General features: G+C 55.0%; 25 protein-coding genes and 1 other RNA gene. 12 read left to right on the top strand and 14 right to left on the bottom strand.

All coding sequences use genetic code 11. The annotated features are described in order from the left end of the window. Positions 1 to 72: 72 nt before the first annotated feature. Together RY075_RS20370 and RY075_RS20365 are read left to right on the top strand one after the other, a co-directional pair. On the top strand, positions 73 to 597 hold the full coding sequence (locus RY075_RS20370; RefSeq protein ID WP_003861771.1) for an SCP2 domain-containing protein: 525 nt from the start codon (positions 73 to 75) through the stop codon (positions 595 to 597). Then, entirely contained in the window at positions 591 to 1,094 is a 504-nt protein-coding gene (locus RY075_RS20365; RefSeq protein WP_338627949.1) for an N-acetyltransferase, read from the top strand. The genes RY075_RS20370 and RY075_RS20365 overlap by 7 nt, the downstream gene beginning before the upstream one ends. Here RY075_RS20365 and RY075_RS20360 read toward each other — a convergent pair. Then, positions 1,081 to 1,410, bottom strand: coding sequence for a GIY-YIG nuclease family protein (locus tag RY075_RS20360; RefSeq protein ID WP_003861768.1), 330 nt, complete (start codon positions 1,408 to 1,410; stop codon positions 1,081 to 1,083). The genes RY075_RS20365 and RY075_RS20360 overlap by 14 nt on opposite strands. Before the next feature lie 14 nt (positions 1,411 to 1,424). Between RY075_RS20360 and RY075_RS20355 the strand changes: the two genes are divergently transcribed. Continuing rightward, positions 1,425 to 1,859, top strand: coding sequence for a YhbP family protein (locus RY075_RS20355; protein WP_003861766.1), 435 nt, complete (start codon positions 1,425 to 1,427; stop codon positions 1,857 to 1,859). Here RY075_RS20355 and RY075_RS20350 read toward each other — a convergent pair. Then, positions 1,839 to 2,357, bottom strand: a complete 519-nt coding sequence (locus RY075_RS20350; RefSeq protein ID WP_015571965.1) for a type 1 glutamine amidotransferase domain-containing protein — start codon at positions 2,355 to 2,357, stop codon at positions 1,839 to 1,841. The two genes, RY075_RS20355 and RY075_RS20350, sit on opposite strands and share 21 nt — an antisense overlap. A 128-nt stretch (positions 2,358 to 2,485) precedes the next feature. On the opposite strand from RY075_RS20350, the gene RY075_RS20345 reads away from it, so the two are divergent. Together RY075_RS20345 and RY075_RS20340 are read left to right on the top strand one after the other, a co-directional pair. Continuing rightward, entirely contained in the window at positions 2,486 to 3,130 is a 645-nt protein-coding gene (locus RY075_RS20345; RefSeq protein ID WP_023304489.1) for an NAD(P)H-binding protein, read from the top strand. Positions 3,131 to 3,170: 40 nt separating this feature from the next. Next, complete coding sequence (locus RY075_RS20340; RefSeq protein ID WP_003861758.1) at positions 3,171 to 4,208, top strand: permease; 1,038 nt, start codon at positions 3,171 to 3,173, stop codon at positions 4,206 to 4,208. Positions 4,209 to 4,258: 50 nt separating this feature from the next. On the opposite strand, the gene dolP is transcribed toward RY075_RS20340, so the two are convergent. The 4 genes from dolP to RY075_RS20320 are packed head-to-tail and all read right to left on the bottom strand — an operon-like array spanning position 4,259 to position 7,947. After that, the gene (gene dolP / locus RY075_RS20335) at positions 4,259 to 4,834 is read right to left on the bottom strand and encodes a division/outer membrane stress-associated lipid-binding lipoprotein (RefSeq protein WP_003861756.1); all 576 of its coding nucleotides are present in this window, start codon (positions 4,832 to 4,834) and stop codon (positions 4,259 to 4,261) included. Between the two features lie 9 nt (positions 4,835 to 4,843). Further along, positions 4,844 to 5,434, bottom strand: coding sequence for a DnaA initiator-associating protein DiaA (gene diaA / locus RY075_RS20330; RefSeq protein ID WP_003861754.1), 591 nt, complete (start codon positions 5,432 to 5,434; stop codon positions 4,844 to 4,846). Positions 5,435 to 5,455: 21 nt separating this feature from the next. After that, positions 5,456 to 5,851 (bottom strand): YraN family protein, encoded by a 396-nt coding sequence (locus RY075_RS20325; RefSeq protein ID WP_003861751.1) that lies wholly within the window; start codon positions 5,849 to 5,851, stop codon positions 5,456 to 5,458. After that, positions 5,809 to 7,947, bottom strand: coding sequence for a penicillin-binding protein activator (locus RY075_RS20320; protein ID WP_109948900.1), 2,139 nt, complete (start codon positions 7,945 to 7,947; stop codon positions 5,809 to 5,811). Before RY075_RS20320 ends, RY075_RS20325 begins: the two co-directional genes overlap by 43 nt. 61 nt (positions 7,948 to 8,008) lie before the next feature. On the opposite strand from RY075_RS20320, the gene rsmI reads away from it, so the two are divergent. Continuing rightward, positions 8,009 to 8,872: a 16S rRNA (cytidine(1402)-2'-O)-methyltransferase gene (gene rsmI / locus RY075_RS20315; RefSeq protein ID WP_003861747.1), complete on the top strand. Its 864-nt coding sequence runs from the start codon at positions 8,009 to 8,011 to the stop codon at positions 8,870 to 8,872. A gap of 122 nt (positions 8,873 to 8,994) precedes the next feature. On the opposite strand, the gene RY075_RS20310 is transcribed toward rsmI, so the two are convergent. From RY075_RS20310 to garD, 8 genes are all read right to left on the bottom strand, one after another. Continuing rightward, a complete protein-coding gene (locus RY075_RS20310; protein WP_032660466.1) occupies positions 8,995 to 9,768 on the bottom strand; it encodes a DeoR/GlpR family DNA-binding transcription regulator in 774 nt (257 codons plus the stop codon). 112 nt (positions 9,769 to 9,880) lie between these two features. After that, entirely contained in the window at positions 9,881 to 10,924 is a 1,044-nt protein-coding gene (gene gatD / locus RY075_RS20305; RefSeq protein WP_109948901.1) for a galactitol-1-phosphate 5-dehydrogenase, read from the bottom strand. A 43-nt stretch (positions 10,925 to 10,967) separates the two neighbouring features. Continuing rightward, complete coding sequence (locus RY075_RS20300; RefSeq protein ID WP_109948902.1) at positions 10,968 to 12,341, bottom strand: PTS galactitol transporter subunit IIC; 1,374 nt, start codon at positions 12,339 to 12,341, stop codon at positions 10,968 to 10,970. A gap of 4 nt (positions 12,342 to 12,345) precedes the next feature. Beyond that, positions 12,346 to 12,630: a PTS galactitol transporter subunit IIB gene (gene gatB, locus RY075_RS20295; protein ID WP_000823261.1), complete on the bottom strand. Its 285-nt coding sequence runs from the start codon at positions 12,628 to 12,630 to the stop codon at positions 12,346 to 12,348. 27 nt (positions 12,631 to 12,657) lie between these two features. After that, the gene (gene gatA, locus RY075_RS20290; protein WP_045895484.1) at positions 12,658 to 13,125 is read right to left on the bottom strand and encodes a PTS galactitol transporter subunit IIA; all 468 of its coding nucleotides are present in this window, start codon (positions 13,123 to 13,125) and stop codon (positions 12,658 to 12,660) included. Between the two features lie 13 nt (positions 13,126 to 13,138). Further along, positions 13,139 to 14,410 carry a tagatose-bisphosphate aldolase subunit GatZ gene (gene gatZ, locus RY075_RS20285; RefSeq protein ID WP_045895483.1) on the bottom strand — a complete coding sequence of 424 codons (1,272 nt, stop codon included), beginning with the start codon at positions 14,408 to 14,410 and terminating at the stop codon, positions 13,139 to 13,141. 34 nt (positions 14,411 to 14,444) lie between these two features. Next, entirely contained in the window at positions 14,445 to 15,299 is an 855-nt protein-coding gene (locus tag RY075_RS20280) for a tagatose bisphosphate family class II aldolase (RefSeq protein ID WP_045895482.1), read from the bottom strand. A 176-nt stretch (positions 15,300 to 15,475) separates the two neighbouring features. Further along, the gene (gene garD / locus RY075_RS20275) at positions 15,476 to 17,047 is read right to left on the bottom strand and encodes a galactarate dehydratase (protein ID WP_338627948.1); all 1,572 of its coding nucleotides are present in this window, start codon (positions 17,045 to 17,047) and stop codon (positions 15,476 to 15,478) included. A gap of 367 nt (positions 17,048 to 17,414) precedes the next feature. On the opposite strand from garD, the gene garL reads away from it, so the two are divergent. The 6 genes from garL (at position 17,415) to tdcB (ending at position 23,387) form a co-directional block, all read left to right on the top strand. Continuing rightward, the gene (gene garL, locus RY075_RS20270; RefSeq protein ID WP_045332928.1) at positions 17,415 to 18,185 is read left to right on the top strand and encodes a 2-dehydro-3-deoxyglucarate aldolase; all 771 of its coding nucleotides are present in this window, start codon (positions 17,415 to 17,417) and stop codon (positions 18,183 to 18,185) included. 21 nt (positions 18,186 to 18,206) lie between these two features. Continuing rightward, positions 18,207 to 19,097 (top strand): 2-hydroxy-3-oxopropionate reductase, encoded by an 891-nt coding sequence (garR, locus tag RY075_RS20265; RefSeq protein ID WP_109948903.1) that lies wholly within the window; start codon positions 18,207 to 18,209, stop codon positions 19,095 to 19,097. 56 nt (positions 19,098 to 19,153) lie between these two features. Beyond that, on the top strand, positions 19,154 to 20,299 hold the full coding sequence (garK, locus tag RY075_RS20260) for a glycerate 2-kinase (protein ID WP_045897635.1): 1,146 nt from the start codon (positions 19,154 to 19,156) through the stop codon (positions 20,297 to 20,299). A gap of 32 nt (positions 20,300 to 20,331) precedes the next feature. Beyond that, positions 20,332 to 20,708: RNase P RNA component class A (rnpB, locus tag RY075_RS20255), an RNA gene on the top strand. A 672-nt stretch (positions 20,709 to 21,380) separates the two neighbouring features. Beyond that, positions 21,381 to 22,301, top strand: coding sequence for a transcriptional regulator TdcA (gene tdcA / locus RY075_RS20250; RefSeq protein ID WP_003862670.1), 921 nt, complete (start codon positions 21,381 to 21,383; stop codon positions 22,299 to 22,301). Positions 22,302 to 22,397: 96 nt separating this feature from the next. Next, positions 22,398 to 23,387: a bifunctional threonine ammonia-lyase/L-serine ammonia-lyase TdcB gene (gene tdcB, locus RY075_RS20245; protein WP_022651901.1), complete on the top strand. Its 990-nt coding sequence runs from the start codon at positions 22,398 to 22,400 to the stop codon at positions 23,385 to 23,387. Positions 23,388 to 23,397 lie beyond the last annotated feature (10 nt).

Raw genomic sequence — 23,397 nt, 5'->3', positions numbered from 1 at the left:
TGATTTACGCCGCTATCTTCTTGTCGGGATATGGCAAAATAGCAGGACTATAGCTATCAGGGAGTAAAGCTCGTGCTGGATAAACTGCGTTCACGTCTCGTACAATTTGGTCCATCAATGCTGAGCGTGCCGGTAAAACTGGCGCCGTTCGCGCTTAAACGCCAGGTGCTGGAACAGGTACTGAGCTGGCAGTTCCGCCAGGCGCTACAGGACGGTGAGCTGGAGTTTCTGGAAGGCCGCTGGTTAAAGATTGAAGTGCGCGATATCGGGTTGCGCTGGTTTACTTCCGTTGAGAACGATCGGCTTATCGTCCGTGAAACCGCCGAGGCGGATGTCAGCTTTAGCGCGGATGCCAGCGATCTGCTGATGATCGCCGCGCGCAAACAGGATCCGGACACCCTCTTCTTCCAGCGTCGTCTGGTGATTGAAGGCGACACGGAGCTCGGTCTGTACGTCAAAAATTTAATGGATGCCATTGAACTGGAGCAGATGCCGAAAGCGCTGCGTATGATGTTGATGCAAATGGCAGATTTCGTTGAGGCCGGGCTAAAAACCCCGCCGGACAGTAAACACACTTCAGTAGGTGAACCATGCTGATTCGAGTCGAAATTGGGATTGATGCGCCGGGTATCGATGCGTTGTTACGCCGCTCTTTTGCAGGCGACGCCGAAGCCCAACTGGTTCACGATCTTCGCGAAGATGGCCTGATTACGCTGGGCCTGGTTGCCACTGACGATGAAGGGCAGGTGGTCGGCTACGTGGCCTTCAGCCCGGTGATTGTGCAGGGTGAAGAGTTGCAGTGGGTCGGCATGGCGCCGTTGGCGGTGGATGAAAACTACCGTGTCCAGGGCCTGGCGCGCCAGCTGGTTTATGAAGGACTGGATTCACTGAATGAATTTGGCTATGCCGCTGTCGTCGTTCTGGGCGATCCGGCGTTCTACGAACGTTTAGGTTTTGAGCCAGCGTCCAGATACGATCTGCGCTGCCACTGGCCGGGCACGGAAACATCTTTCCAGGTGCATCCTCTGGCAGATGATGCGCTCGACGGCGTTACCGGTCTGGTGGAGTACCACGATCATTTCAATCGTTTTTAAGCAGGCTTTCGCGTAGCGCCTCGAAAGAGCCGTCCCCGTTGACGAGACGCTCTTTCTGGCGCTTTGTCAGCTGCTTGATGCGGTATTCCAGCCTGAGCGCCAGGGATCTGTCGCCCACGGCGGCTGAAAACGCTAACTGAAGTTCACCTTTCCCCCGTAGTGCTTTCGCCCCTTTCCCCGTTTGATGTTGTAAAAAACGCCGTGCCACATCGGTAGTGATCCCGGTGTAGAGTGCGTTATCAGCGGTTCGGACAAGATAGAGAAACCAGCACACGGTAAACAGATTCAGTATGTTAAGGTGAACGCACCATAGCATGAGAGAGAGCGAAAATGGAAACACTGGCCGCCATTAACCGCTGGCTGGCAAAGCAGCATGTCGTGACCTGGTGCGTCTGTAAAGACGAGGAGATGTGGTGCGCAAATGCCTTTTATTACTACGATCCCGAGCGCGTGGCCTTTTACGTAATGAGCGAAGACAAAACGCGGCATGCGCAGATGACGGGCCAGCAGGCAAAAGTGGCAGGTACGGTAAACGGTCAGCCTAAAACCGTTGCGCTGATCCGCGGGGTCCAGTTCAAAGGTGAAATTCGTCGCCTGGAAGGGGAGGAGAGCGACGCGCAACGTAAACGCTATACGCGCCGCTTCCCGGTGGCTGCGGCGCTAAAAGCCCCGGTGTGGGAAATCCGCCTTGATGAGCTGAAATTTACCGACAACACCCTGGGCTTTGGTAAAAAGCTGCACTGGTTACGCGCCGAGCAGGCGTAGCGCTTCACGGTTAAACGCCGGCAGATCGTCCGGTGTACGGCTGGTGATCAGCTGATCGTTATCGTTCACCACTTCCTGATCGTAGAACTCGGCTCCCGCGTTTTTCAGATCGATAACGATCGGTTTCACCGCGGTGAGCTTACGCCCGCGTACCACCTCGGCGCTGATCAGCAGCTGCGGACCGTGGCAAATGGCAAACACCGGTTTACCGGTGCCGACGAAGTCACGGGTAAAGGTGACGAAACGCTCGTCCCCGCGCAGGGAATCCGGTGAATGGCCGCCCGGTAACAGCAGGGCGTCGAAATCCGACGGGCTGACGTTATCAATGGATTCGTCAATGGTCACGCTGGCTTCACCCTTGTGGCCCTTCACGGTTTTACCCGCTTCTTTCTCAATGGTGACCACCTCGTGGCCCGCCTTGCGGAATGCCTCTGCTGGCGACGTAAATTCTGAATCTTCAAACTCGTCGGTAATCAAGACTGCGATTTTTTTACCCATGCTTCCTCCGTTGTTTTCGCTTCAGACTGTTTTTTTCCCGTTTGTGGTAAATACTTACCGGTAACAGACTTTTAAGTGTGGTAGAGCAGGCCCAGAACGCAAACGGACAATTCTGTAAAGGGGATAAGATGAGTCAGGTACTGATTACCGGCGCAACCGGGCTGGTGGGTGGACATCTGCTGCGGCTGCTGATTCAGGATCGGCATATCAACTATATCGCCGCCCCGACGCGTCGCCCGCTGTTGGATATCACCGGCGTCTATAACCCGCACGATCCACAGCTCACCGATGCGCTGGCGCAGGTGCAGGATCCCATTGATATCGCCTTTTGCTGCCTTGGCACCACCCGACGGGAAGCGGGCAGTAAAGAAGCTTTTGTCCATGCGGATTACACGCTGGTGGTGGATACCGCCCTGACGGCGAAAAAGCTGGGCGCAAAACATTTCCTGGTGGTCAGCGCGCACGGCGCGAACGCAGGCTCGCCGTTTTTTTACAACCAGGTGAAGGGCAAAATGGAAGAGGCGTTAATCGCGCAGAAATGGGAGCGTCTGACCATCGCGCGGCCTTCCATGCTGATGGGGCACCGTGACGAACGTCGTTTTAACGAGTCTTTTTTCGCTCCGCTGTTTCGCATTCTGCCGGGTAACTGGAAGTCCATCGAGGCGCGGGATGTCGCGCTGGCGATGCTAAAAGAGGCGCTGGCTCCGTCGCAGGAGGGGGTTAATATTATCCCTTCGGCAAAACTGCGTGAAATCGCGCAGGGCGAGGCGTAAACTTCCCCGGCTTATTAAATAACACCTTCCGGGGAATGGTATGACTGGTCAGTCTTCATCTCAGGCGGCAACACCTGTTCAGTGGTGGAAGCCCGCACTCTTCTTTCTCGTGGTCATCATTGGCCTCTGGTATGTGAAATGGCAGCCGTACTACGGTAAAGCCTTCACCGCCGCCGACACCCACAGCATCGGTAAATCGATTCTCGCGCAGGCCGATTCCAGCCCGCTACGCGCGGCGTGGGATTACGCAATGGTCTATTTTCTTGCCGTCTGGAAAGCGGCGGTATTGGGCGTATTGCTGGGCTCGCTGATTCAGGTACTTATCCCGCGTAACTGGCTGGTGAAAACCCTGGGACAGCCGCGCTTGCAGGGCACGCTGCTGGGGACGATTTTCTCCCTGCCGGGCATGATGTGTTCCTGCTGCGCCGCACCGGTGGCGGCGGGTATGCGCCGACAGCGCGTGTCGATGGGCGGCGCGCTTGCCTTCTGGATGGGTAACCCACTGCTGAATCCGGCAACGCTGGTGTTTATGGGCTTCGTTCTCGGCTGGCATTTCGCGTTTATCCGTCTGGCGGCTGGCCTGCTGACGGTGGTGCTTGTCGCTACGCTGGTGCAGCACCTGGTGAAAGACAACGAGGCCGGGTCTGCTTCCGTTGAGCTGGACGTCAGCGAGCCGCAGGGCAGTTTCTTTGCTCGCTGGGGCAAAGCGCTGTGGCAGCTTTTCTGGAGCACCATTCCGGTCTATATCCTGGCCGTACTGGTGCTGGGGGCCGCGCGCGTCTGGCTGTTCCCGCATGCGGATGGCGCTATCGACAACACGCTGATGTGGGTGATTGCGATGGCGGTGGCCGGTTGCCTGTTCGTGATCCCAACCGCGGCGGAGATCCCGATTATTCAGACCATGATGATGGCCGGTATGGGGACCGCACCAGCGCTGGCGCTGCTCATCACGCTGCCGGCGGTGAGCCTGCCGTCGCTTATCATGCTGCGTAAGTCATTCCCGGCGAAAGCGCTGTGGCTGACTGCGGGGCTGGTGGCGTTGAGTGGAGTGATTGTGGGGAGTATGGCGCTTGTGTGAAAAAAAGCCCGGTGGCGCTAGCGCTTACCGGGCCTGTAGCCAGGTGGGAATTACTTAATGTAAGTAAAGGCGGTGGTGACGTGTTTCACGCCGCTCACCCGGCTGGCGATATCCGCTGCCGCTTTCCCTTCACGTTCCGTCACCAGACCCAGCAGGAACACTTCGCCGTTCTCCGTGGTCACTTTCACGTTTGAGGATTTCACCTGGTCGGTACCCAGCAGCTGGGAACGCACTTTGGTGGTGATCCAGGTATCAGATGACGCGGTGCCGAGACCAATCGGCTGGCCCTGGCGGATCTCGTTATACACTTCCGCCGTGCCTTCCACACCCATCGCGATCTGTTTGGCGCGCGAGGCGAGTTCAGGATTTGGCGCCTGGCCTGCCAGCAGCACTTTGCCCTGATAAGCCGTCACGTTGATGCGTGCTTCCTTCTTGATCTGCTCGTCTTTCGACAGCGCACTGTTTACGCGCAGCTCAAGCGTACCGTCATCCACCTGCGTCCCAACGGTACGCGGATCGGTCGCTGCTTTGGTGCCGACCGCTGCGGTACCGACTACAGCGGCAGCGATGCATCCCTGAAGCAGTAATGCAGACATCACGACTGCAAGGGCCGATAAAACCTTCATGAGAACTCCTTAATCATCCTGGTGAGGGAAAAGCGTGTTATCGATCAGATCGCATAAGCAGTTCACCGTGAGCATATGCATCTCCTGGATGCGGGCGCTACGGTGCGAAGGAATGCGGATCTCCACATCCTGCGGCCCCAGCAGGCCAGCCAGCTCACCGCCGTCGTAACCGGTCAGGGCGACAATCGTCATATCCCGGGTCACTGCCGCTTCAACCGCTTTAACGATATCCCGGCTGTTACCGCGCGTGGAGATCGCCAGCAGCACGTCTCCGGCATGGCCTAAGGCGCGCACCTGCTTGGCGTAGATTTCGTCATGCAGACGATCGTTGGCAATCGCAGTTAAGACCACGTTATCGGTGTTTAGTGCAATGGCAGGTAAGCTTGGGCGCTCGGTTTCGAAGCGATTGATCATGCTGGCAGCAAAATGCTGTGCGTTGGCGGCGGACGTGCCATTGCCACAACAGAGGATTTTGTTGCCGTTGAGCAGCGACTGAACCAGTGTCATCGCTGCACGCGAGATCGCGTCCGGAAGGGCTTCCGCCGCGGCAATCTGCGTTTGAATGCTTTCTGTGAAGCACACTTTAATTCGTTCGAGCACGGTATCCCTTTAAAATCTTATTTATGCGTCTTCGCCAAACGCGTTTTTAAGCCAGTCGATCGCATTTCCGGTGAAGGCTACCACATCGAAACGGCAATCCACAGTATCAAAACTCCCATTATGGCGGGCAAGCCACAAGTGGGCAGTCTGTAATAATTTTTGTTGTTTGGCGAGCGTCACGCTGGCGGCAGCACCGCCAAAACGGGACGACTGTCGGTAGCGAACTTCAACAAACACGATGGTCTGACCGTCTTTCATGATCAGGTCAATCTCGCCGCCGCGCCCGCGAACGTTGGCGGCGACAAAGCGCAGTCCTTTGCCTTCAAGCCAGCGACGCGCCTTTAACTCCCACGCGTCGCCGGTCTGTTTACGGCTTAACTGGCCGGGACAATCTGCCCCTGCTGGTATTTGAGCCATGATAACTTCCTGTTAATCACACAATCCTGATCGGCGGTCAGATCGCCGGTATTCCCGTTAAGCTCGAAGCCCGGTACCTGGCGCATCTGGGTGAAGTGGTTTGCCAGCGCCCAGGCATCGACGCCCATCGCGTACAGACGCGCCAGGGAATAGTCATTGCGCACCGCGCCCAGCGCCTGCTGCATCAACTGCGGGTTGCTGCCTGCCAGCATCGGGATCTCGCTGTATTGCAGTCCTTCCATTTCCAGACGGAAATCCGGGCCTGCGGTACCCTGTGCGCTGCGTGAGCTGGCGTAGAGCGTTGCACCGCTCTGGCTGCCGTTACGCATGGCGATCATCGGTTTGATAAAGGCGATCTCTTCCGGCGTAGCGACGATGTACGCCGAATCCACTTTACCGCCGCCGCTGATTTGCGCGTCGGTAGGGGGCGCCGGGATCGTCAGACCGCCGATGGTGACGCTCTGCTGCTGCGGCAGGCTGGCGGATACCGGGCTACCGTTGAGGGCAATACCTGCCCCGCCGTTCACGCCCGCTCTCAGTTCGGCAGCTGAGCCAAATTTCTGCTGCAACACCACGCCACCGCCAAGGGTCTGCCACTCTTGCGCAAACGCGTTGGCAACGCGATCGCCCAGCGTGCTGCGTGGGATCAGCAGCAGCGGCGCCTGCTTGCCCTGCTCGTGAATATGACGGGCCGCATCGCGGGCTTCATCCTCCGGAGAGAGGGCGAAGTAACAGATATTGGCGCGGTTCTGAACCTGCTCAGGCTGGTTAAGCGCCAGCACGTTCAGCGTGGTGTTGCTCTTCATCAGCGCTTCCACGTTGTTTTTCAACAGCGGACCGACAACGATGCTGGCCCCGTCCTGCTGAACCTGCGCCAGCACCTGGTCAAGCGGCTGGGCGCTGGTGTCGTAGATTTTCAACTCTGCACCAGGGTTAGCGCTGGTGGTGGCCACAGCCTGCGGCTGGGTTGCTGGCTGCTGTTCCGGCTGCGCGGTTTGCGGCTGAGGTTGTTCTGCCGTCGCGGGCGCCGGTGTTTCAGCCGGGGCCTGTGTTGCCGCAGGCGCAGGGGGAGCGGGCTGCGTCGTTGGGGCGGTAACCGGATTCTGCATGGTGCCCTGCGCAGGGGTTTGCGCGGTGGTCAGGTCGCTGGTTTCGGCGGCGGACGGGCTGACAACGTCATTCACATTCGCCGCCTGTGCTGCCTGGGTCGGAACCGCGCTACCGCTGACGGCGGTAGTGCCGTTTTTCGCGGCTTCGAAACCTTGCTGAATGGCGCGACCAAACACCGCTGCCTGACCGTTTAACGGCAGCAGTAGGGCGATTTTGCTGGTGGAGGCGGGCTTAAAGTTTTGCACGTTCACCAGCTGCGTTGGCAGCATTTTCGCTCCCGGGTTTTGCGGGTAACGCTTTTGCCAGTCGGTAATGCCAGCTTTCAGCATGTTCGGATCGCTGCGGTTGTTGAACCACATCTGTTGCAGATCCAGCCAGCCTTGCAGAACATTTTCATCGGCGTTGATTACCAGCGCTTTGGCCTGATCCTGGGTCATGGAGGCGAGCGCCTGCCAGGTTGCATCAATATTTTTCTGCTTGTCCGCACCCGCGAGCAGAGGCTCTTGGGCTATCAGCGCGCGGAGTAGCGTCAGGGAAGGGCGGCCCTGCTCAGCGGTGATACCGGCCTGCCAGAAACGGGCCTGCTGGTTTTTATCCAGCGTGCTGAGATCGATGGTGCCGAGGATCTTCTTCGCGCCGTCGTAATCTTTTTGCGCGACCTTCAGTTCTGCCGACAGCAGCGTCTGCTCATGGCGCTGAGTGTCGTTAAGATCCTGCGGCAGCTGGCTGAACAGCTCGGCGGCCTGCTGGGTTTTCCCTTCTTTCAGCAGTGCACGAATGGCGAGTAATTGCCAGTTGATCCTGGTATCATTTGTACTCTGCGACATTTGTTGCAGATAAAAGCCAGAATCAGCCTGAGCGGATCCCTGCATATGAGCAGTGCTCTGGTCAGGTGCCTGGGTGCCGCAGCCGGTAAAGATCAGGGCTGCCAGCAGGAGGGGCACGCTGTGCGCGGCTTTTTTTCGAAGAAACGTTAACGGTACCATACTGTATCCAGTGATTTTTTTACGCAATGCTCAATATTAAATCGGCAATACGGACGAAACAATGAAACAACACGAAACGGCAGATAATTCTCAAGGCCAGCTTTATATTGTACCTACTCCTATCGGGAATTTGTCTGATATTACCCAACGTGCGCTCACCGTATTGCAAGCTGTTGATTTAATTGCGGCTGAAGACACCCGTCATACCGGTTTACTGCTACAACACTTTGCCATCAACGCCCGTTTGTTTGCCCTGCACGATCACAATGAGCAACAAAAAGCCGAAACGCTGGTGGCGAAGCTTAAAGAAGGGCAGAACATCGCGCTGGTCTCCGATGCGGGAACGCCGCTGATCAACGATCCGGGCTACCATCTGGTACGCACCTGCCGTGAAGCAGGCATCCGCGTTGTGCCGCTGCCCGGGCCGTGCGCGGCGATTGCGGCGTTAAGCGCTGCGGGTCTGCCATCCGATCGTTTCTGCTACGAAGGCTTCCTGCCTGCTAAATCCAAAGGCCGTCGCGATGTGTTAGAGGATCTGGAAGCTGAACCGCGTACGTTGATCTTCTACGAATCAACTCACCGTCTGCTGGAAAGCCTGGAAGATATGGTGACCGTCTGGGGCGAAGGGCGCTACGTGGTGCTGGCGCGCGAGTTGACCAAAACGTGGGAAACCATTCACGGTGCGCCGGTTGGCGAACTGCTGGCGTGGGTGAAAGAGGATGAAAACCGCCGCAAGGGCGAAATGGTGCTGATTGTTGAAGGGCACAAAGCGCAGGAAGACGCTCTGCCTGCCGATGCGCTGCGTACGCTGGCTCTGCTACAGGCTGAACTCCCCCTGAAAAAAGCGGCGGCGCTGGCGGCGGAGATCCACGGCGTGAAGAAAAATGCACTGTATAAATATGCGCTGGAGCAGCAGGGGGAGTAAGCCCCTGCCGCCTGTTTTGCCGGGTGGCGGCTTCGCCTTACCCGGCCTACAACTTTATAAAATGTCGGTATAAATGTCGGAAAAGCTAATTACGCATGTCATACGTGAACCTGCGTCATTCGCTAAACCGTAATGATCTCGGTGCCCGTTTTACCCAACAGTTCTTTTTCGTGCTTTCCGATCCCATCATCCGTAATCACACAGTCTATTTTTTCCATCGGCAGCACCTGGTTGAACCCGCGACGATTGAACTTGCTGGCATCCAGTACGGCAATCACCTTATGCGCGGCAGCGGCCATCACGCTGCTGATCGAATATCCCTCATTGAAGGTGGTAATACCGTTAGTGGCATCAATACCATCAGCCCCGACAAACATTAAATCGGCGCTGATGCCCGTCAGTGAACGCTCGGCGATGGTACCGTGCATAGAGTGCGTTTTATGACGTACCGTGCCGCCGCAGACTACAAGCGTAATGTCTTTGTTCTCTGAGAGGGCGAAAGCGGCTGGCAGACTGTTGGTGATGACTGTGATATTGGCTCTTTTGGTCAGCGCTTCGGCGATCAGCATCGTAGTGCTTCCGCTATCCAGAATAATCGTCATCCCTTCTTCAATCATGGCCGCCGCTGCTTGTGCGATGCGTTTTTTCGGATCGCTCGCCAGCTGGTAACGGTCTTCCAGCACGACTTCCTGATTTTCACTTTCGGCCAGATTGCTGCCAGGCCTTGCGGCGCCACCGTGAAAACGAGTGACCAGTCCTTTTTCTTCTAACAGGCGCAGATCTGTTCGAATAGTCACTTCTGAAATTCCAAACATATTCGACAGATCCAGCACCATTACGCTGCCATGTGCGTTGACGAGGTCAACGATTTTATTCCTTCGCTCAAATGAGTTCATATTGAATTGCCTGATAATTAACTGCCTCCTATTCTAATCGAAGGTATGCGAAAGGTGTACGTTAATATCCGAAAGTAAATGTGAGCCAGCTCTGGTTTGCTGGCTCGCGAGGTTATGCGAAGCGGAGCATAATTTTACCCTGCATAGGCGAACCGTTCAGTGCCTGCACGGCCTGGGCAAAGCTTTCACTATCGCCACTGTGTGTGACAAGCGGAGCTAACTGTAGTTTTTTATCTGCGAGCAGACGGGCTGCTATTTCCCATTCTTCCCCAGGCCATGGAGCGGAATAGTTCATCCAGCTTCCCAGCAGCGTCAATTCCTTACGCAGAATTTTGCCGAAAGTCACAGCGGGTAAGTTCAGGTCATGATGCAGAGTACCTACCAGTGCAATCTGGGCTCGCGGCCCGGCAATATCAATGGCAAGCGTGATGGTTTGTGGGGTTCCGGCAGTCTCCAGTACCAGTTGTTCGAACCGGCTTTCGCTGAGCGCATTGTGGATGTCATCAGCGCTCAGAGAACGGCTGTTAAATACCCGTGTCGCTCCCAGACGGGATGCCAGGGCAAGCTTTTCGTCGTTAATATCGATTGCGCTCACACTGCTGGCACCCAGCGCCAGCGCGCTCTGCATCGCCAGCAGACCGATGGTACCTGCGCCGACAATGATGACATTTTTCCCCTCGCAGCCTGAAGCCAGGTGTAATGCATGTAACCCGACGGTAATCGGCTCAATAAATGCACCATCTTCAATCGTCATCGCCTCTGGAAGGCGGAACAAATTTGCGCGCTTAACAACAATATATTCCGCATTGCCGCCCTCACTGCGTGAACCAACGAACTGGTAATGCTTACATAATGAGTAGTAGCCTTGTTCACATTCGGGGCAGGAAAAACAGGGAAGTAGCGGAACACACGCCACACCATCACCAACCTTAAGATCGGCTACGTCAGTGCCATATGCTTCGACGTATCCACTGAATTCATGGCCTAACGTGATGGGATAGTAGTGTGCGCCTTTGGCGAAAATTCGTGGAATATCCGAACCACATAACCCGGAACAGATAACGCGTACTAGCACATCATCTGCGGCCTGAATGGAAGGGAGGGGGCGTTCTTCAACCCGCACGCTACCCTCAGCGTGAATTACCACTGATTTCATGATTGACTCCAGAAAAAAGAGGGGAGCATCGCTCCCCCTGTTATTAAGATGCCGTCTGGCTTTGAGGATTGGCGGTGAGTTTTTCTGCCGCAATAAATGTGCGGGCACGACGCCATGTCAGCAATACGCCCGTAAAGTAAATCGCAGCAATCACGATGAACCCTACTACGTTTTGCCAGGTAAAGAGTTGAATCATCAGCCAGGTGAACGGTGATCCGCCCTGATCCATAGAGGCCACCAGCCCGCCTGCTTTCAGCGCGCCAGCGTTTTGCGCAAGCTGGGTATGCAGGCCAATAGTCTGGGTCGCAATCCACAACGTGATGCCCATGATAATGACGCCGGAGATAAGCGTTCGGAACAGGTTGCCCTGGTGAACCGCGACCGCCATTGCCACAAAGAAGCCGATAGTGGCGAGGTCGCCGAACGGCAGCACCTGGTTTCCCGGCACCAGCACTGCAATCAGAATGGTGAGCGGGATAAAAATCAGGCTGGCGGAGACCACGGATGTATGACCCAGCAGCAGTGCGGGATCGAGCCCAATTAAAAACTCCTGGCCGCCGAATTTAGCTTGCAGACGTTTACGGGCATGTTTGGCGATCGGTGTCAGGCCGTCCATAATCGGCTTAATCACGCGCGGCATCAGCAGCATAACGGCGGCGGTTTTTACTGCCAGTTGTAGAACGGATTTAGCGTCATAGCCTGCCAGCATGCCGATAACCAGTCCCATGACAAACCCAACGGTTACAGGTTCGCCAAACGGACCAAAGCGTTTCTGTACGTCGTCAGCGCTAAAGTGGATGCGCTTCAGACCAGGAATTTTGTCGATAATCGTATCGACCAGAACCGCTATCGGGCCTAGATACGCTGATGAGCCGTGAGGGATAGCGATCCCTTCCAGACCAAAAAAGTCTCGCGTGTCTTTGGCAAACCAGTCCCCGAGTTTGTAAACAAAGGCTGCATGTACCACCACCCCCAGGATCCCCAGCCAGTAAGAGCCGGTTGCCAGGTGCAGCATCGCACCGGTGAAGGTCATGTGCCATATGTTCCAGATATCCACGTTCACTACGCGGGTCATTCGGGTGACCAGCATGAGAATATTGACACCAATGGCCACCGGGATCGCCACCAGTGCTATTTGCGAAGCCCAGGTCATCGGTGATGAACCCGGCCAGCCAACGTCAACCACGTGGAGATTAATCTGGAACTGCTCTGCCATCGCTTTGGCTGCCGGGCCGATGGAGTCGAGCATCAGGCCGATAACCAGCCCGATCCCCACGAAACCAATGCCAATATGCAAACCGGATTTAAAACAATCACCCAGCTTCATTCCCAGCAGCTTAGAGAAGATGATGATGACGATAGGCAGCATTACGGTTGGCCCCAGATCGAGGATATACCGCATGATTTCGGTAAACATAATCTTACCCCTCGAGGATGGTCAGGATTTTTTGTTGCAGGGCTTCGATACCAACGCCGGATACAAACGGCATGCCGTGTACCACAGGAATATCGCCAAAAGATCTGTCGACTTTCGCCGTGGTGCAGATGAGATCCGCGCCATCCATGTAGGTTTCGATTTCGGTTACCCGACACTGCACCAGATCCAGCTCAATGTGGTGGGCCTCACAAAGCTCTTTAATTTCTTCTGCGGCCATAGTTGAGGTGGCAACAGCGCCGCCACAAGCGACGATAATTTTACGTTTCATAGGGTACACCTTCTTATTATCAGTATGTTATGAAGCCTGAGCACAGGCCTCAGGCTCAAGGATCGCCGTCCGGAAACGATCCGCCAGATGCTCAGCTGGGGTCGCTAAGAGCATGTCGAGCGTGTCCGGGTTTTGCAGCTCACTAAAAAGGCGGCGCAGCAATTTCATTTGTGCCGCAGGGTTTTCAACAATAAGGGCGATAATGAGCGAAACGGCGACGTCACCATCATCATCTGCCTGCTGAAAGTTGACCGGTTTGTCCGGGCGAATCAGGTAAATGGCGGGGCTTTTCGCATGTACGGCTTCACAGTGCGGAATTGCGACCGCATGACGCTCAAGGGCAATGCCGGTGGGGTAGTTCATCTCCCTTTCCTGGAGTGCCGCTGGATAGGTGGCGTGGACGACACCTTTTCTCAGCATCTCCTCGCCAATATGCGCCAGTGCCTGCTGGCAATCTTCAAACTCAATTCCGGTACGGACAAAAACGTGACTCATACACTCTCCGGTATCAAACGTGTTCAGGGGTACAGCCGAAACGATAGGCACGTAATACATCCTGTATTTTGTCGATGATGAGATTTTGCGGTGTTGCCGGGATCTCATTCATCGACAATCGCTCGAACTGGACGGGCATAAACTGGCTGATTAGCCCCAGAGGCAGGGATGCTGCGCTCAGGTTAGCGATCAGTTTCTCTACGCTCTGGCGAATACGCGGGTGCGGCCAGTAGTAACGAATGCGGTCGGACAGGCTAAAGTGAATATCCACCATCGCCTGGCTCCAGGTTGGGCGGTAGTACTTTTTCCAGTAGCCAGGTTCGTTCAGCATCACTTCATCGATGACCTCAAGCACATGGCTGCGTTGCTCCGGGGCGATGAGCGCTTCCTCCATCTGCGCGAGGGCGAAGATGGCTTCGCGCAGGGCAAAGGTGAGCGCCGGGCCGACTTTCAGAATCGCAAAGTGATCGCGAACCAGAGCTCGATAGGCCTGACGGGTCTGGTAGTCGGTTGAATGCGCTTCGTAAACTACCGGGGTCTGACGGATCCAGCCGGAGAGAGCTTCTGCTGCGTGTGGCTGATAGTGAATAATTTGCGTATGGTCAAACTCCACCCCAGGCTGAACAACCATCGCAATGACGCGCGACATAGCGTCGTCCAGGCCGAGCGCACCAAAGGCCACGCGATGCGTTTCCATCGTCTGCGCGGCATCTTCCACGCGAGTAACGTGTACGCTGTTTATACTGCTGGCTTCACCGCCCGGTACTGGAACTTCTGTGCCAATGACATAGGTCAGCACCGCTTTTTGCGCGTCGGTTGCCGTCTCCTCTGCCGCCTGACACAGACGCGCCGCGCGCTGGGCTACGACCATTGGCGCTAGCGGGACAGGGTCGTCGGCGCAAGACATTGAGGCATCCAGATGGATCTTGCTAAACCCAGCCGCGACATAGGCTTTGATCAGCTCTACGGACTTTTCCATCGCCGCCTCTGCGGGTTCATTCTGCCAGCAGTTTGGCCCCAGATGGTCGCCGCCCAAAATCAGGCGTTCCTGTGGAAAACCGACTTCCTTAGCGATTTTGAGGACAAAGTCACGGAAGTCAGCCGGTTTCATGCCGGTATAACCGCCGAACTGGTTTACCTGATTCGAGGTGGCCTCAATCAGGACTTTATTGTTTGTTTGCAAATCGAAGCGCAAGGCGGCCTCAATCACCAGCGGGTGGGCTGAGCAAACTGAGCAAATGCCGAGGTGTTCTCCCGCCTTATGGCGAGCAATAATATCTTTCACGTTTCCTCCAGTTCGGGACAACAGGCTTTCGTATTTAGAGTTTGCCTTCACAGCCACAGTCAGCAATCACCTTACGCACCACCTCTTTCATAGCGGTCTTGGCAGGCACCATGTAGTGACGCGGGTCGCTGGCATCAGGATGTGAAGAGAGATAGGTTTTGAGGGCATTCGAGAAGGCGATTTTCAGTTCTGTGGCGACGTTGACTTTACAAATGCCCAGGCTAATCGCGGTACGGATATCCACAGCTGATAAACCTGACGCGCCATGCAGAACCAGCGGTACGTCGACCTGATTGCGGATCGCTGCCAGACGTTCAAAATCAAGTTTTGGTGTGTCAGTGTACAGACCGTGAGCGGTACCGATAGCAACGGCCAGAGAGTCGATACCCGTTAATTCAACAAACTCGCGAGCCTGTTGCGGATTGGTGTATAGGGCATCCTTGCTGTCGACGATGAGGTCATCCTCCTGACCGCCAAGGCGGCCTAGCTCGGCTTCAACGCTTACATCGTAGCGGTGACAGTAATTCGTCACTTGCTTCACCAGTGCGACATTTTCAGAGAACGGATGATTAGAGCCGTCGATCATCGCTGAGCGGATACCTGCATGGACTTTTTGTGCGATATCGTCGAAATCTTCATGGTGATCGAGATGGATCGCCAGCGGCTGGTTGTAGGTTTTTGCCAGATCGCTGGCAATGGCAACAACATTTCCTGTTCCGGCGTAGCTGAACGTGCCGGGAGTGCCCGCAACAATTAGCGGAGAACGCATTTCAGCGGCAGTTTCAACAACCACTTGCAACGTTTCGAGATTATGAATATTGAATGCCGGGACGGCGTAACCTTCCCTTTGTGCCTTCAGCAGCATCGCTTTCGATGAGATGATAAACATCTTTCCTCCGAAACCTTTCGTTTTGTTTGTGCGAAAGAAGGTATAGGGTTTCGGAATATTTTTTTGTGATTTACATCTTAAAAATGAAAGAATCGAAAGTGAAAGTAAGCATGCGAAAGAATCGAAAGCAAAAAAAAGCATGGCCGAAGCCATGCTAAGCAAGGTTCACTATGAATTCACGTCACCGGCGCCGGGTTAAACACCGCCAGCGAGTTATGCAATCCCCATTGATCGGAGAAGGTTTTCTTCCGCCCGCTTGCCACATCCAGAATGAAGTGGAACAGCTTCCAGCCCACCTCTTCAATACTCTCTTCCCCGGTGGCGATGGTGCCCGCGTTGATATCCATTAAGTCATACCAGCGGTTTGCCAGCTCGGTGCGGGTCGCCATTTTGATCACCGGTACCGCCATCAGGCCGTACGGCGTGCCGCGCCCGGTGGTAAAGACCTGTACCGTAATGCCGGAAGCCACCTGCTGGGTGCCGCAAACGAAATCACTGGCAGGCGTTGCCGCGTAAATCAGGCCGCGTTTGGTTGGTCGCTGGCCAGGGGAGAGCACTTCCACAATCGCGCTCTGGCCGGATTTGGCAATTGACCCGAGGGCCTTTTCCACCACGTTCGCCAGGCCGCCTTTCTTGTTACCCGGAGACGGGTTGGCGCTGCGGTCGGTTTTGCCCATGTCGAGATAGTTATCGTACCAGGCCATCTCCTCCAGCAGGCGTTTGCCCACCTCTTCGTTGACGGCGCGCGGCGTGAGCAGGTGGATAGCATCACGTACTTCGGTGACTTCGGAGAACATCACCGTGGCGCCGCAGCGCACGAACAGATCGGAGGCATAACCGACCGCCGGGTTAGCGGTGACGCCGGAAAACGCATCGCTGCCGCCACACTGTGTCCCAACGACCAGTTCAGAGGCCGGGCAGGTTTCACGCTGGCGTTTGTTCAGCTTCTCCAGATGGCGCTCTGCCACCTGTAAAATGTCGTCGACCATCGATCTGAAGCCGACATGGTGTTCATCCTGAAGACGCACAATACTGGCATCGTCAACCGGAATGGCTTTCACATCCTCCGTACCCTGCAACAGGCGTTCTGGCTGCAATTTTTCACAGCCGAGACCAATCACCATGACCTCACCGCCAAAGTTTGGGTTAAGGGCGATATTGTGAATCGTGCGGATCGGCACGACCGCTGCGGGTGCGTTGATCGCCACGCCGCAGCCGTACAGGTGGTTAAGACCCACCACGCCGTCAACGTTGGGGTATTTCGGCAGCAGATCGCGCTCAATAATTTTCACCACGTAATCCACTACGCCCGCCACGCAATGCACGCTGGTGGTGATGCCAAGCAGGTTTTTGGTTCCCACGCTGCCATCCGCGTTGCGGTAACCTTCGAAGGTATAACCCTCCAGCGGAGGCAACGGCTCAGGGACGCGGGTAGCCAGCGGCAACGTCTCCAGCGGCGGGGCGGTGGGCAGCTCAACCAGCGACTCCTCAATCCAGCTACCCTGCGGGATAGCGCGCACCGCATAGCCGATGACTTCGCCGTAGCGCACGATTTCACCGTGAGCCGGGATATCGACCAGTGCGACTTTATGCCCCTGCGGAATGTGCTCAATCAGCTCCAGGCCATCCGGAAAGTGGGTGCCAGCTTTTAAGCCATTGTCGTTGACAATAATCGCCACGTTATCAGTATCGTGCACTTTTATATAGAACGCCGTCGGCGACGCCTGTCGAATTTCAATATCGGCCATTGTTCACTCTTCTCCAGCAAAATATCTGATACTAAATATAGCCAGATGGTTAATCGTTTCTTATTGAGGAAATAAAGAATGTCAGGAGAGGAAAAGTGAGAATGTGATCGCGATCGCTCCCGAAACACTGATCGTTGATTCTGTGCATCAGCGCCCACTGCATTGGGCAAATGCTCAAAATAGCGTGTTACTCCCGCTGGATAATTGAGCATTGAGACAATGTGCTGCCGGGTGGTGACGATTATACTGAATGACGATTTTATAACGCCAAAATTCAGTCAGGAAAATAAATATAACGCTGACGCTGAGTCGGAATAAATAAGAAAAGTTACTGGCTAAAACTGCGGAATTAAAAAAGGTATAAGTAATGAGTAACGACATCTTCCCGAATAAATTTAAAGCGGCCCTCGCGGCGCACCAGATTCAGATTGGCTGCTGGTCTGCGCTGGCCAACCCCATCAGCACCGAAGTGCTGGGCCTGGCCGGGTTCGACTGGCTGGTGCTGGACGGCGAACATGCGCCAAACGATATCAACACGTTTATTCCGCAGCTGATGGCGCTGAAAGGCAGCCACAGCGCGCCGGTGGTGCGTGTGCCCACCAACGAGCCGGTGATCATCAAGCGTCTGCTGGATATCGGCTTCTACAACTTTCTGATCCCGTTTGTTGAAACGGAAGAAGAAGCGGTGCTGGCCGTGGCGGCGACCCGCTATCCACCGGAAGGGATCCGCGGCGTGTCCGTCTCGCACCGCGCCAACATGTTTGGCACCGTGCCGGACTATTTCTCCCAGTCCAACAAGAACATCACCATTCTGGTTCAGATCGAGAGCCAGCAGGGGGTCGATAACGTCGACGCTATTGCCGCGACGGAGGGCGTCGACGGCATTTTCGTCGGCCCGAGCGATCTGGCGGCCGCCTTTGGTCATCTGGGTAACGCCAGCCATCCGGATGTGCAGCGCGCAATTCAGCACATTTTTGCCCGTGCCAAAGCGCACGGTAAACCGTGCGGCATTCTGGCGCCAGTGGAAGCCGATGCCCGCCGTTACCTGGAATGGGGCGCAACGTTTGTTGCCGTCGGCAGCGACCTCGGCGTATTCCGCGCCGCCACGCAGAAATTAGCGGACGCTTTTAAAAAATAACCATCATTGAGGAAACAGATTATGACGCTGAAAGTGGGTTTTATTGGCCTGGGTATCATGGGCAAACCAATGAGCAAAAACCTCATCAAAGCAGGTTACTCACTGGTGGTTTTAGATCGTAATTCAGACGCAGTGGCAGAGGTGATTGCGGCTGGCGCAGAAACGGCGACAACCGCAAAAGCAATTGCTGAGCAGTGCGACGTGATTATCACCATGCTGCCAAACTCACCGCACGTGAAAGAGGTGGCGCTGGGTGAGAACGGCATTATCGACGGCGCGAAGCCGGGTCTGGTGGTGATCGACATGAGTTCTATCGCACCGCTGGCAAGCCGCGAAATCAGCGAGGCGCTGAAAGCGAAGGGCGTGCAGATGCTGGATGCGCCGGTCAGCGGCGGCGAACCGAAAGCCATCGACGGCACCCTGTCGGTGATGGTAGGGGGCGATAAAGCCGTGTTCGACAAATACTACGACCTGATGAAAGCCATGGCTGGCTCCGTGGTGCACACCGGTGAAATTGGCGCAGGCAACGTCACCAAGCTGGCAAACCAGGTGATTGTGGCGTTGAACATCGCGGCTATGTCGGAGGCGCTAACGCTGGCCACCAAAGCGGGCGTTAATCCGGATCTGGTCTATCAGGCCATTCGCGGTGGTCTGGCGGGCAGCACCGTGCTGGATGCCAAGGCGCCGATGGTGATGGATCGTAACTTCAGGCCGGGCTTCCGCATCGATCTGCACATTAAGGATCTGGCGAATGCGCTGGATACCTCCCACGGCGTGGGGGCGCAGCTGCCGCTGACTGCCGCCGTCATGGAGATGATGCAGGCGCTGCGTGCGGATGGTCTGGGCACCGCCGATCACAGCGCGTTAGCGTGCTATTACGAAAAGCTGGCGAAGGTTGAAATTGCTCGCTAATGACGTCCCGCCCGGTGGCGTTACGCTTACCGGGCCTACGGCTCAGGCATACAACTATGAAAATCGTAATCGCGCCAGACTCTTATAAAGAAAGCCTGTCTGCCACTGAGGTGGCGCAGGCGATAGAAAAAGGATTTCGGGAAATTTTCCCCTACGCTCATTACGTGTCTGTTCCCGTTGCTGACGGCGGAGAAGGTACGGTTGAAGCGATGATCGCCGCTACGCAGGGCACCTGGCAGCAGGCTGTCGTCACCGGCCCGTTAGGGGAAAAGGTGAAGGCCAGCTGGGGGATCTCGGGCGACGGTACCACCGCGTTTATCGAGATGGCCGCCGCCAGCGGCCTGGTGCTTGTTCCTCCCGCGCAGCGTAACCCGCTGGTCACGACGTCGCGCGGGACGGGGGAGCTGATCCTCCGCGCGCTGGATAAAGGCGCGCGCAACATCATTATCGGTATCGGCGGGAGCGCAACCAACGATGGGGGCGCAGGCATGATGCAGGCGCTGGGCGCGAAGTTTACGGATGCGAACGGGACGGAGATCGGCTACGGCGGCGGCAGCCTGATGGCGCTTAACCGGATTGATATTTCGGATCTCGATCCGCGTCTTCAGGGGTGCGCAATCCGTGTCGCCTGTGACGTGACGAATCCGCTGGTCGGTGAAAGCGGCGCGTCGCGTATCTTTGGACCGCAAAAAGGCGCCACGGAGGAGATGATCCTCGAACTCGACGCCAGTCTTAGCCACTATGCCGAAGTGATCAAAAAAACGCTGCGCATTGACGTCAACCGGGTTCCGGGGGCAGGAGCGGCGGGCGGCATGGGCGCGGCGCTGATGGCCTTCCTGGGCGCAGAGCTGAAAAGCGGCATTGAGATTGTCACTCAGGCGCTCAATCTTGAAGAACATATTCACGACTGCACGTGGGTGCTGACGGGGGAAGGGCGCATCGACAGCCAGAGCATAAATGGCAAAGTGCCCGTCGGCGTGGCGAGCGTCGCCAAAAAATACCATAAGCCAGTTATAGGGATTGCCGGAAGTCTGACGCAGGATGTGGGTGTGGTGCATCAGTACGGCATCGATGCGGTGTTCAGCGTACTGACCCGCATCGGCTCACTGGAAGAGGCGTTCCAGGGCGCGTATGACAACATTTACCGCGCCTCGCGGAATATCGCGGCCACATTGCAGGTAGGCATGCGTAGCCAGGGGTGACAGCGACGCGCAAACCCTCTATACTGCGCGCCGAAGCTGACCAGACAGTCGCCGCTTCGTCGTCGTCCCTTTCGGGGGAGACGGGCGGAGGGGAGGAAAGTCCGGGCTCCACAGAGCAGGGTGCCAGGTAACGCCTGGGGGGGAAACCCACGACCAGTGCAACAGAGAGCAAACCGCCGATGGCCCGCGCAAGCGGGATCAGGTAAGGGTGAAAGGGTGCGGTAAGAGCGCACCGCGCGGCTGGTAACAGTCCGTGGCACGGTAAACTCCACCCGGAGCAAGGCCAAATAGGGGTTCACATGGTACGGCCCGTACTGAACCCGGGTAGGCTGCTTGAGCCAGTGAGCGATTGCTGGCCTAGATGAATGACTGTCCACGACAGAACCCGGCTTATCGGTCAGCTTCAACTTCTTACGAAACCCCGCTTCGGCGGGGTTTTTGCTTTCTGAAGGTTGCAGGTCGGGTAAGCGAAGCGCCAAACGACATCAATTCTCAATTTTGCGACGCTAAGCACGTTTCACTATTTGTTCGGCTGCGTGTTCCTCTCATCTGCTGCGCATGATCGTAATCACAAAATTTAACGCTATAAAATTAGAAAAATTTAGTGTTGAGCAGATGTTGTAAATGTTTAGTCAGTGATGCCGAATGTTATTCATTTGATAATTTAATATTGAATCTAAAAACATTCTTCTGGTGAATGTGTGATATATCCCACTCTTTAACCGGAAAGTGAATAAATACTCCTGGTAAAGTTGATAAACCACAAAAATGTTTTAAAGGAATAATGGTGTTTTATTAATCTTTAATTGCCTGAAAGATAGCCTTTATTAATATTTTTAAGGCAAAAAAATTCACGCTGGTTATTGCCATAAAATAAATTTATTACCGCGTTTTTTATTGATCAATGTCAGCGTAAATGCGTATTTTTATTGTGATAAATCTTTGATTTATAAAGATATAAATAGTTTTCTGGTGCGACTGAAAACAGAGCGTCCTGGCAAATTGTGAGTAACAGCACATACCCCCTGAAACAATATTGGGTAGAATCCGCTGCGTCATAGGGAAATAAGCGCAGAATATTATGAATACTATTATTCTACCGAAAACTCAGCACCTCGTGGTATTTCAGGAAGTCATCAAAAGTGGCTCCATAGGTTCTGCTGCAAGACAACTGGGGCTGACGCAACCTGCCGTCAGCAAAATCATCAGCGACATCGAATCTTACTTTGGGGTGGAAGTGATGGTGCGTAAAAACACCGGCGTAAAACTCACTGCTGCCGGTCAGGTGCTGCTGTCCTACGCTGAGTCGATCACCCGCGAAATGAAAAACATGGTAAGCGAGATCAACAGCCTCAGTTTCAGTACCGTCATGGACGTCTCCTTCGGCTATCCGTCGCTGATTGGCTTCACCTTCCTGTCCGGGATGATCAAAAAATTCAAGGAAGTGTTCCCGAAGGCACGCGTCTCAATGTATGAAGCGCAGCTCTCTTCATTCCTGCCCGCCATTCGCGATGGCCGGCTGGATTTCGCCATCGGTACGCTGAGCGACGGGATGCAGCTTCAGGATCTTCACGTTGAGCCACTGTTTGAATCCGAGTTTGTGCTGGTGGCGAGTAAATCACGAACGTGCACCGGCCCGACCAGACTGGCATCGCTCACGCACGAGCAGTGGGTGATGCCGCAAACCGATATGGGCTACTACAACGAACTTCTGACCACCCTGCAAGACAACCACATCAGCATTGAAAACATCGTCCAGACCGATTCCGTCGTCACCATCTATAACCTTGTCCTCAATGCCGATTACCTGACGGTGATCCCCCGTGACATGATTGCGCCATTCGGCTCGGACCAGTTCATTGTCCTGCCGGTGGAAGATGAATTACCCGTGGCGCGTTATGCCGCCGTGTGGTCAAAAAATTACAGTATTAAAAAATCGGCGTCAGTATTAGTTGAACTGGCAAAACAATATTCGTCGATGAATACCGAAAAACGACGATAGAAATAATGATGATTTAAAACACCCGGAGCGACGCTTTTTAACGCTCTGTTACCCTGACCTTGCCTGAAAACAATGAATTATTATAACGAGGATATTATGCACATTACTTACGATCTCCCGGTGACCATTGAAGATATTCAGGACGCCAGAAAAAGGCTGGCGGGAAAGATCTATAAAACCGGTATGCCGCGCTCAAATTATCTGAGCGAACGGTGTAAGGGTGAGATATTCCTGAAATTTGAAAATATGCAGCGTACCGGTTCGTTTAAAATACGTGGGGCGTTTAATAAATTAAGCTCACTGACCGATGCGGAAAAACGCAAGGGCGTGGTGGCCTGTTCCGCAGGGAACCACGCGCAGGGGGTCTCTCTCTCCTGCGCCATGCTCGGCATCGACGGCAAAGTAGTGATGCCGATGGGCGCGCCGAAATCCAAGGTTGCCGCCACGCGCGACTACTCTGCCGAAGTGGTGCTACACGGCGAGAACTTTAACGACACCATCGCCAAAGTGAGCGAAATCGTCGAGATGGAAGGGCGCATTTTTATCCCGCCTTACGACGATCCGAAAGTGATCGCCGGTCAGGGCACCATCGGCCTGGAAATCCTCGAAGATTTATATGACGTGGATAACGTGATTGTCCCCATCGGCGGCGGCGGTTTAATTGCCGGTATTGCGACAGCAATTAAATCCATCAACCCAACTATCAATATTATCGGCGTGCAGTCTGAAAACGTGCACGGAATGGCGGCATCGTATCAGGCCGGTGAAATAACGAACCACCGCATTACCGGCACATTAGCAGACGGTTGCGATGTGTCTCGCCCGGGTAATTTAACCTTCGAAATTGTTCGTGAATTAGTCGATGACATTGTGCTGGTCAGCGAAGACGAGATTCGCAACAGCATGATCGCGCTTATTCAGCGAAATAAAGTGGTCACGGAAGGTGCTGGCGCACTGGCGTGCGCGGCGTTATTAAGCGGCAAGCTGGACCACTATATCCAGGGCCGTAAAACCGTCTGCATTATTTCCGGCGGCAATATCGATCTCTCCCGTGTTTCCCAAATTACCGGCTTCGTTGACGCATAAAGGATGACTT

Origin of the sequence: Enterobacter sp. JJBC, from assembly GCF_036936505.1 — a bacterium.
Taxonomy (GTDB): domain Bacteria; phylum Pseudomonadota; class Gammaproteobacteria; order Enterobacterales; family Enterobacteriaceae; genus Enterobacter; species Enterobacter hormaechei_C.
The sequence above is the reverse complement of the archived record's forward strand: the minus strand, read 5'-3'. Positions and strand labels throughout refer to the sequence as shown.

Bases quoted from the DNA above. Each gene is read 5' to 3' on its own strand.
- RY075_RS20365 (WP_338627949.1), top strand. From the start codon at position 591: ATGCTGATTCGAGTCGAAATTGGGATTGATGCGCCGGGTATCGATGCG.
- RY075_RS20360 (WP_003861768.1), bottom strand. From the start codon at position 1,410: ATGCTATGGTGCGTTCACCTTAACATACTGAATCTGTTTACCGTGTGC.
- RY075_RS20355 (WP_003861766.1), top strand. From the start codon at position 1,425: ATGGAAACACTGGCCGCCATTAACCGCTGGCTGGCAAAGCAGCATGTC.
- RY075_RS20350 (WP_015571965.1), bottom strand. From the start codon at position 2,357: ATGGGTAAAAAAATCGCAGTCTTGATTACCGACGAGTTTGAAGATTCA.
- RY075_RS20345 (WP_023304489.1), top strand. From the start codon at position 2,486: ATGAGTCAGGTACTGATTACCGGCGCAACCGGGCTGGTGGGTGGACAT.
- RY075_RS20340 (WP_003861758.1), top strand. From the start codon at position 3,171: ATGACTGGTCAGTCTTCATCTCAGGCGGCAACACCTGTTCAGTGGTGG.
- dolP (WP_003861756.1), bottom strand. From the start codon at position 4,834: ATGAAGGTTTTATCGGCCCTTGCAGTCGTGATGTCTGCATTACTGCTT.
- RY075_RS20325 (WP_003861751.1), bottom strand. From the start codon at position 5,851: ATGGCTCAAATACCAGCAGGGGCAGATTGTCCCGGCCAGTTAAGCCGT.
- RY075_RS20320 (WP_109948900.1), bottom strand. From the start codon at position 7,947: ATGGTACCGTTAACGTTTCTTCGAAAAAAAGCCGCGCACAGCGTGCCC.
- rsmI (WP_003861747.1), top strand. From the start codon at position 8,009: ATGAAACAACACGAAACGGCAGATAATTCTCAAGGCCAGCTTTATATT.
- RY075_RS20310 (WP_032660466.1), bottom strand. From the start codon at position 9,768: ATGAACTCATTTGAGCGAAGGAATAAAATCGTTGACCTCGTCAACGCA.
- gatD (WP_109948901.1), bottom strand. From the start codon at position 10,924: ATGAAATCAGTGGTAATTCACGCTGAGGGTAGCGTGCGGGTTGAAGAA.
- RY075_RS20300 (WP_109948902.1), bottom strand. From the start codon at position 12,341: ATGTTTACCGAAATCATGCGGTATATCCTCGATCTGGGGCCAACCGTA.
- gatB (WP_000823261.1), bottom strand. From the start codon at position 12,630: ATGAAACGTAAAATTATCGTCGCTTGTGGCGGCGCTGTTGCCACCTCA.
- gatA (WP_045895484.1), bottom strand. From the start codon at position 13,125: ATGAGTCACGTTTTTGTCCGTACCGGAATTGAGTTTGAAGATTGCCAG.
- RY075_RS20280 (WP_045895482.1), bottom strand. From the start codon at position 15,299: ATGTTTATCATCTCATCGAAAGCGATGCTGCTGAAGGCACAAAGGGAA.
- garD (WP_338627948.1), bottom strand. From the start codon at position 17,047: ATGGCCGATATTGAAATTCGACAGGCGTCGCCGACGGCGTTCTATATA.
- garL (WP_045332928.1), top strand. From the start codon at position 17,415: ATGAGTAACGACATCTTCCCGAATAAATTTAAAGCGGCCCTCGCGGCG.
- garR (WP_109948903.1), top strand. From the start codon at position 18,207: ATGACGCTGAAAGTGGGTTTTATTGGCCTGGGTATCATGGGCAAACCA.
- garK (WP_045897635.1), top strand. From the start codon at position 19,154: ATGAAAATCGTAATCGCGCCAGACTCTTATAAAGAAAGCCTGTCTGCC.
- tdcA (WP_003862670.1), top strand. From the start codon at position 21,381: ATGAATACTATTATTCTACCGAAAACTCAGCACCTCGTGGTATTTCAG.
- tdcB (WP_022651901.1), top strand. From the start codon at position 22,398: ATGCACATTACTTACGATCTCCCGGTGACCATTGAAGATATTCAGGAC.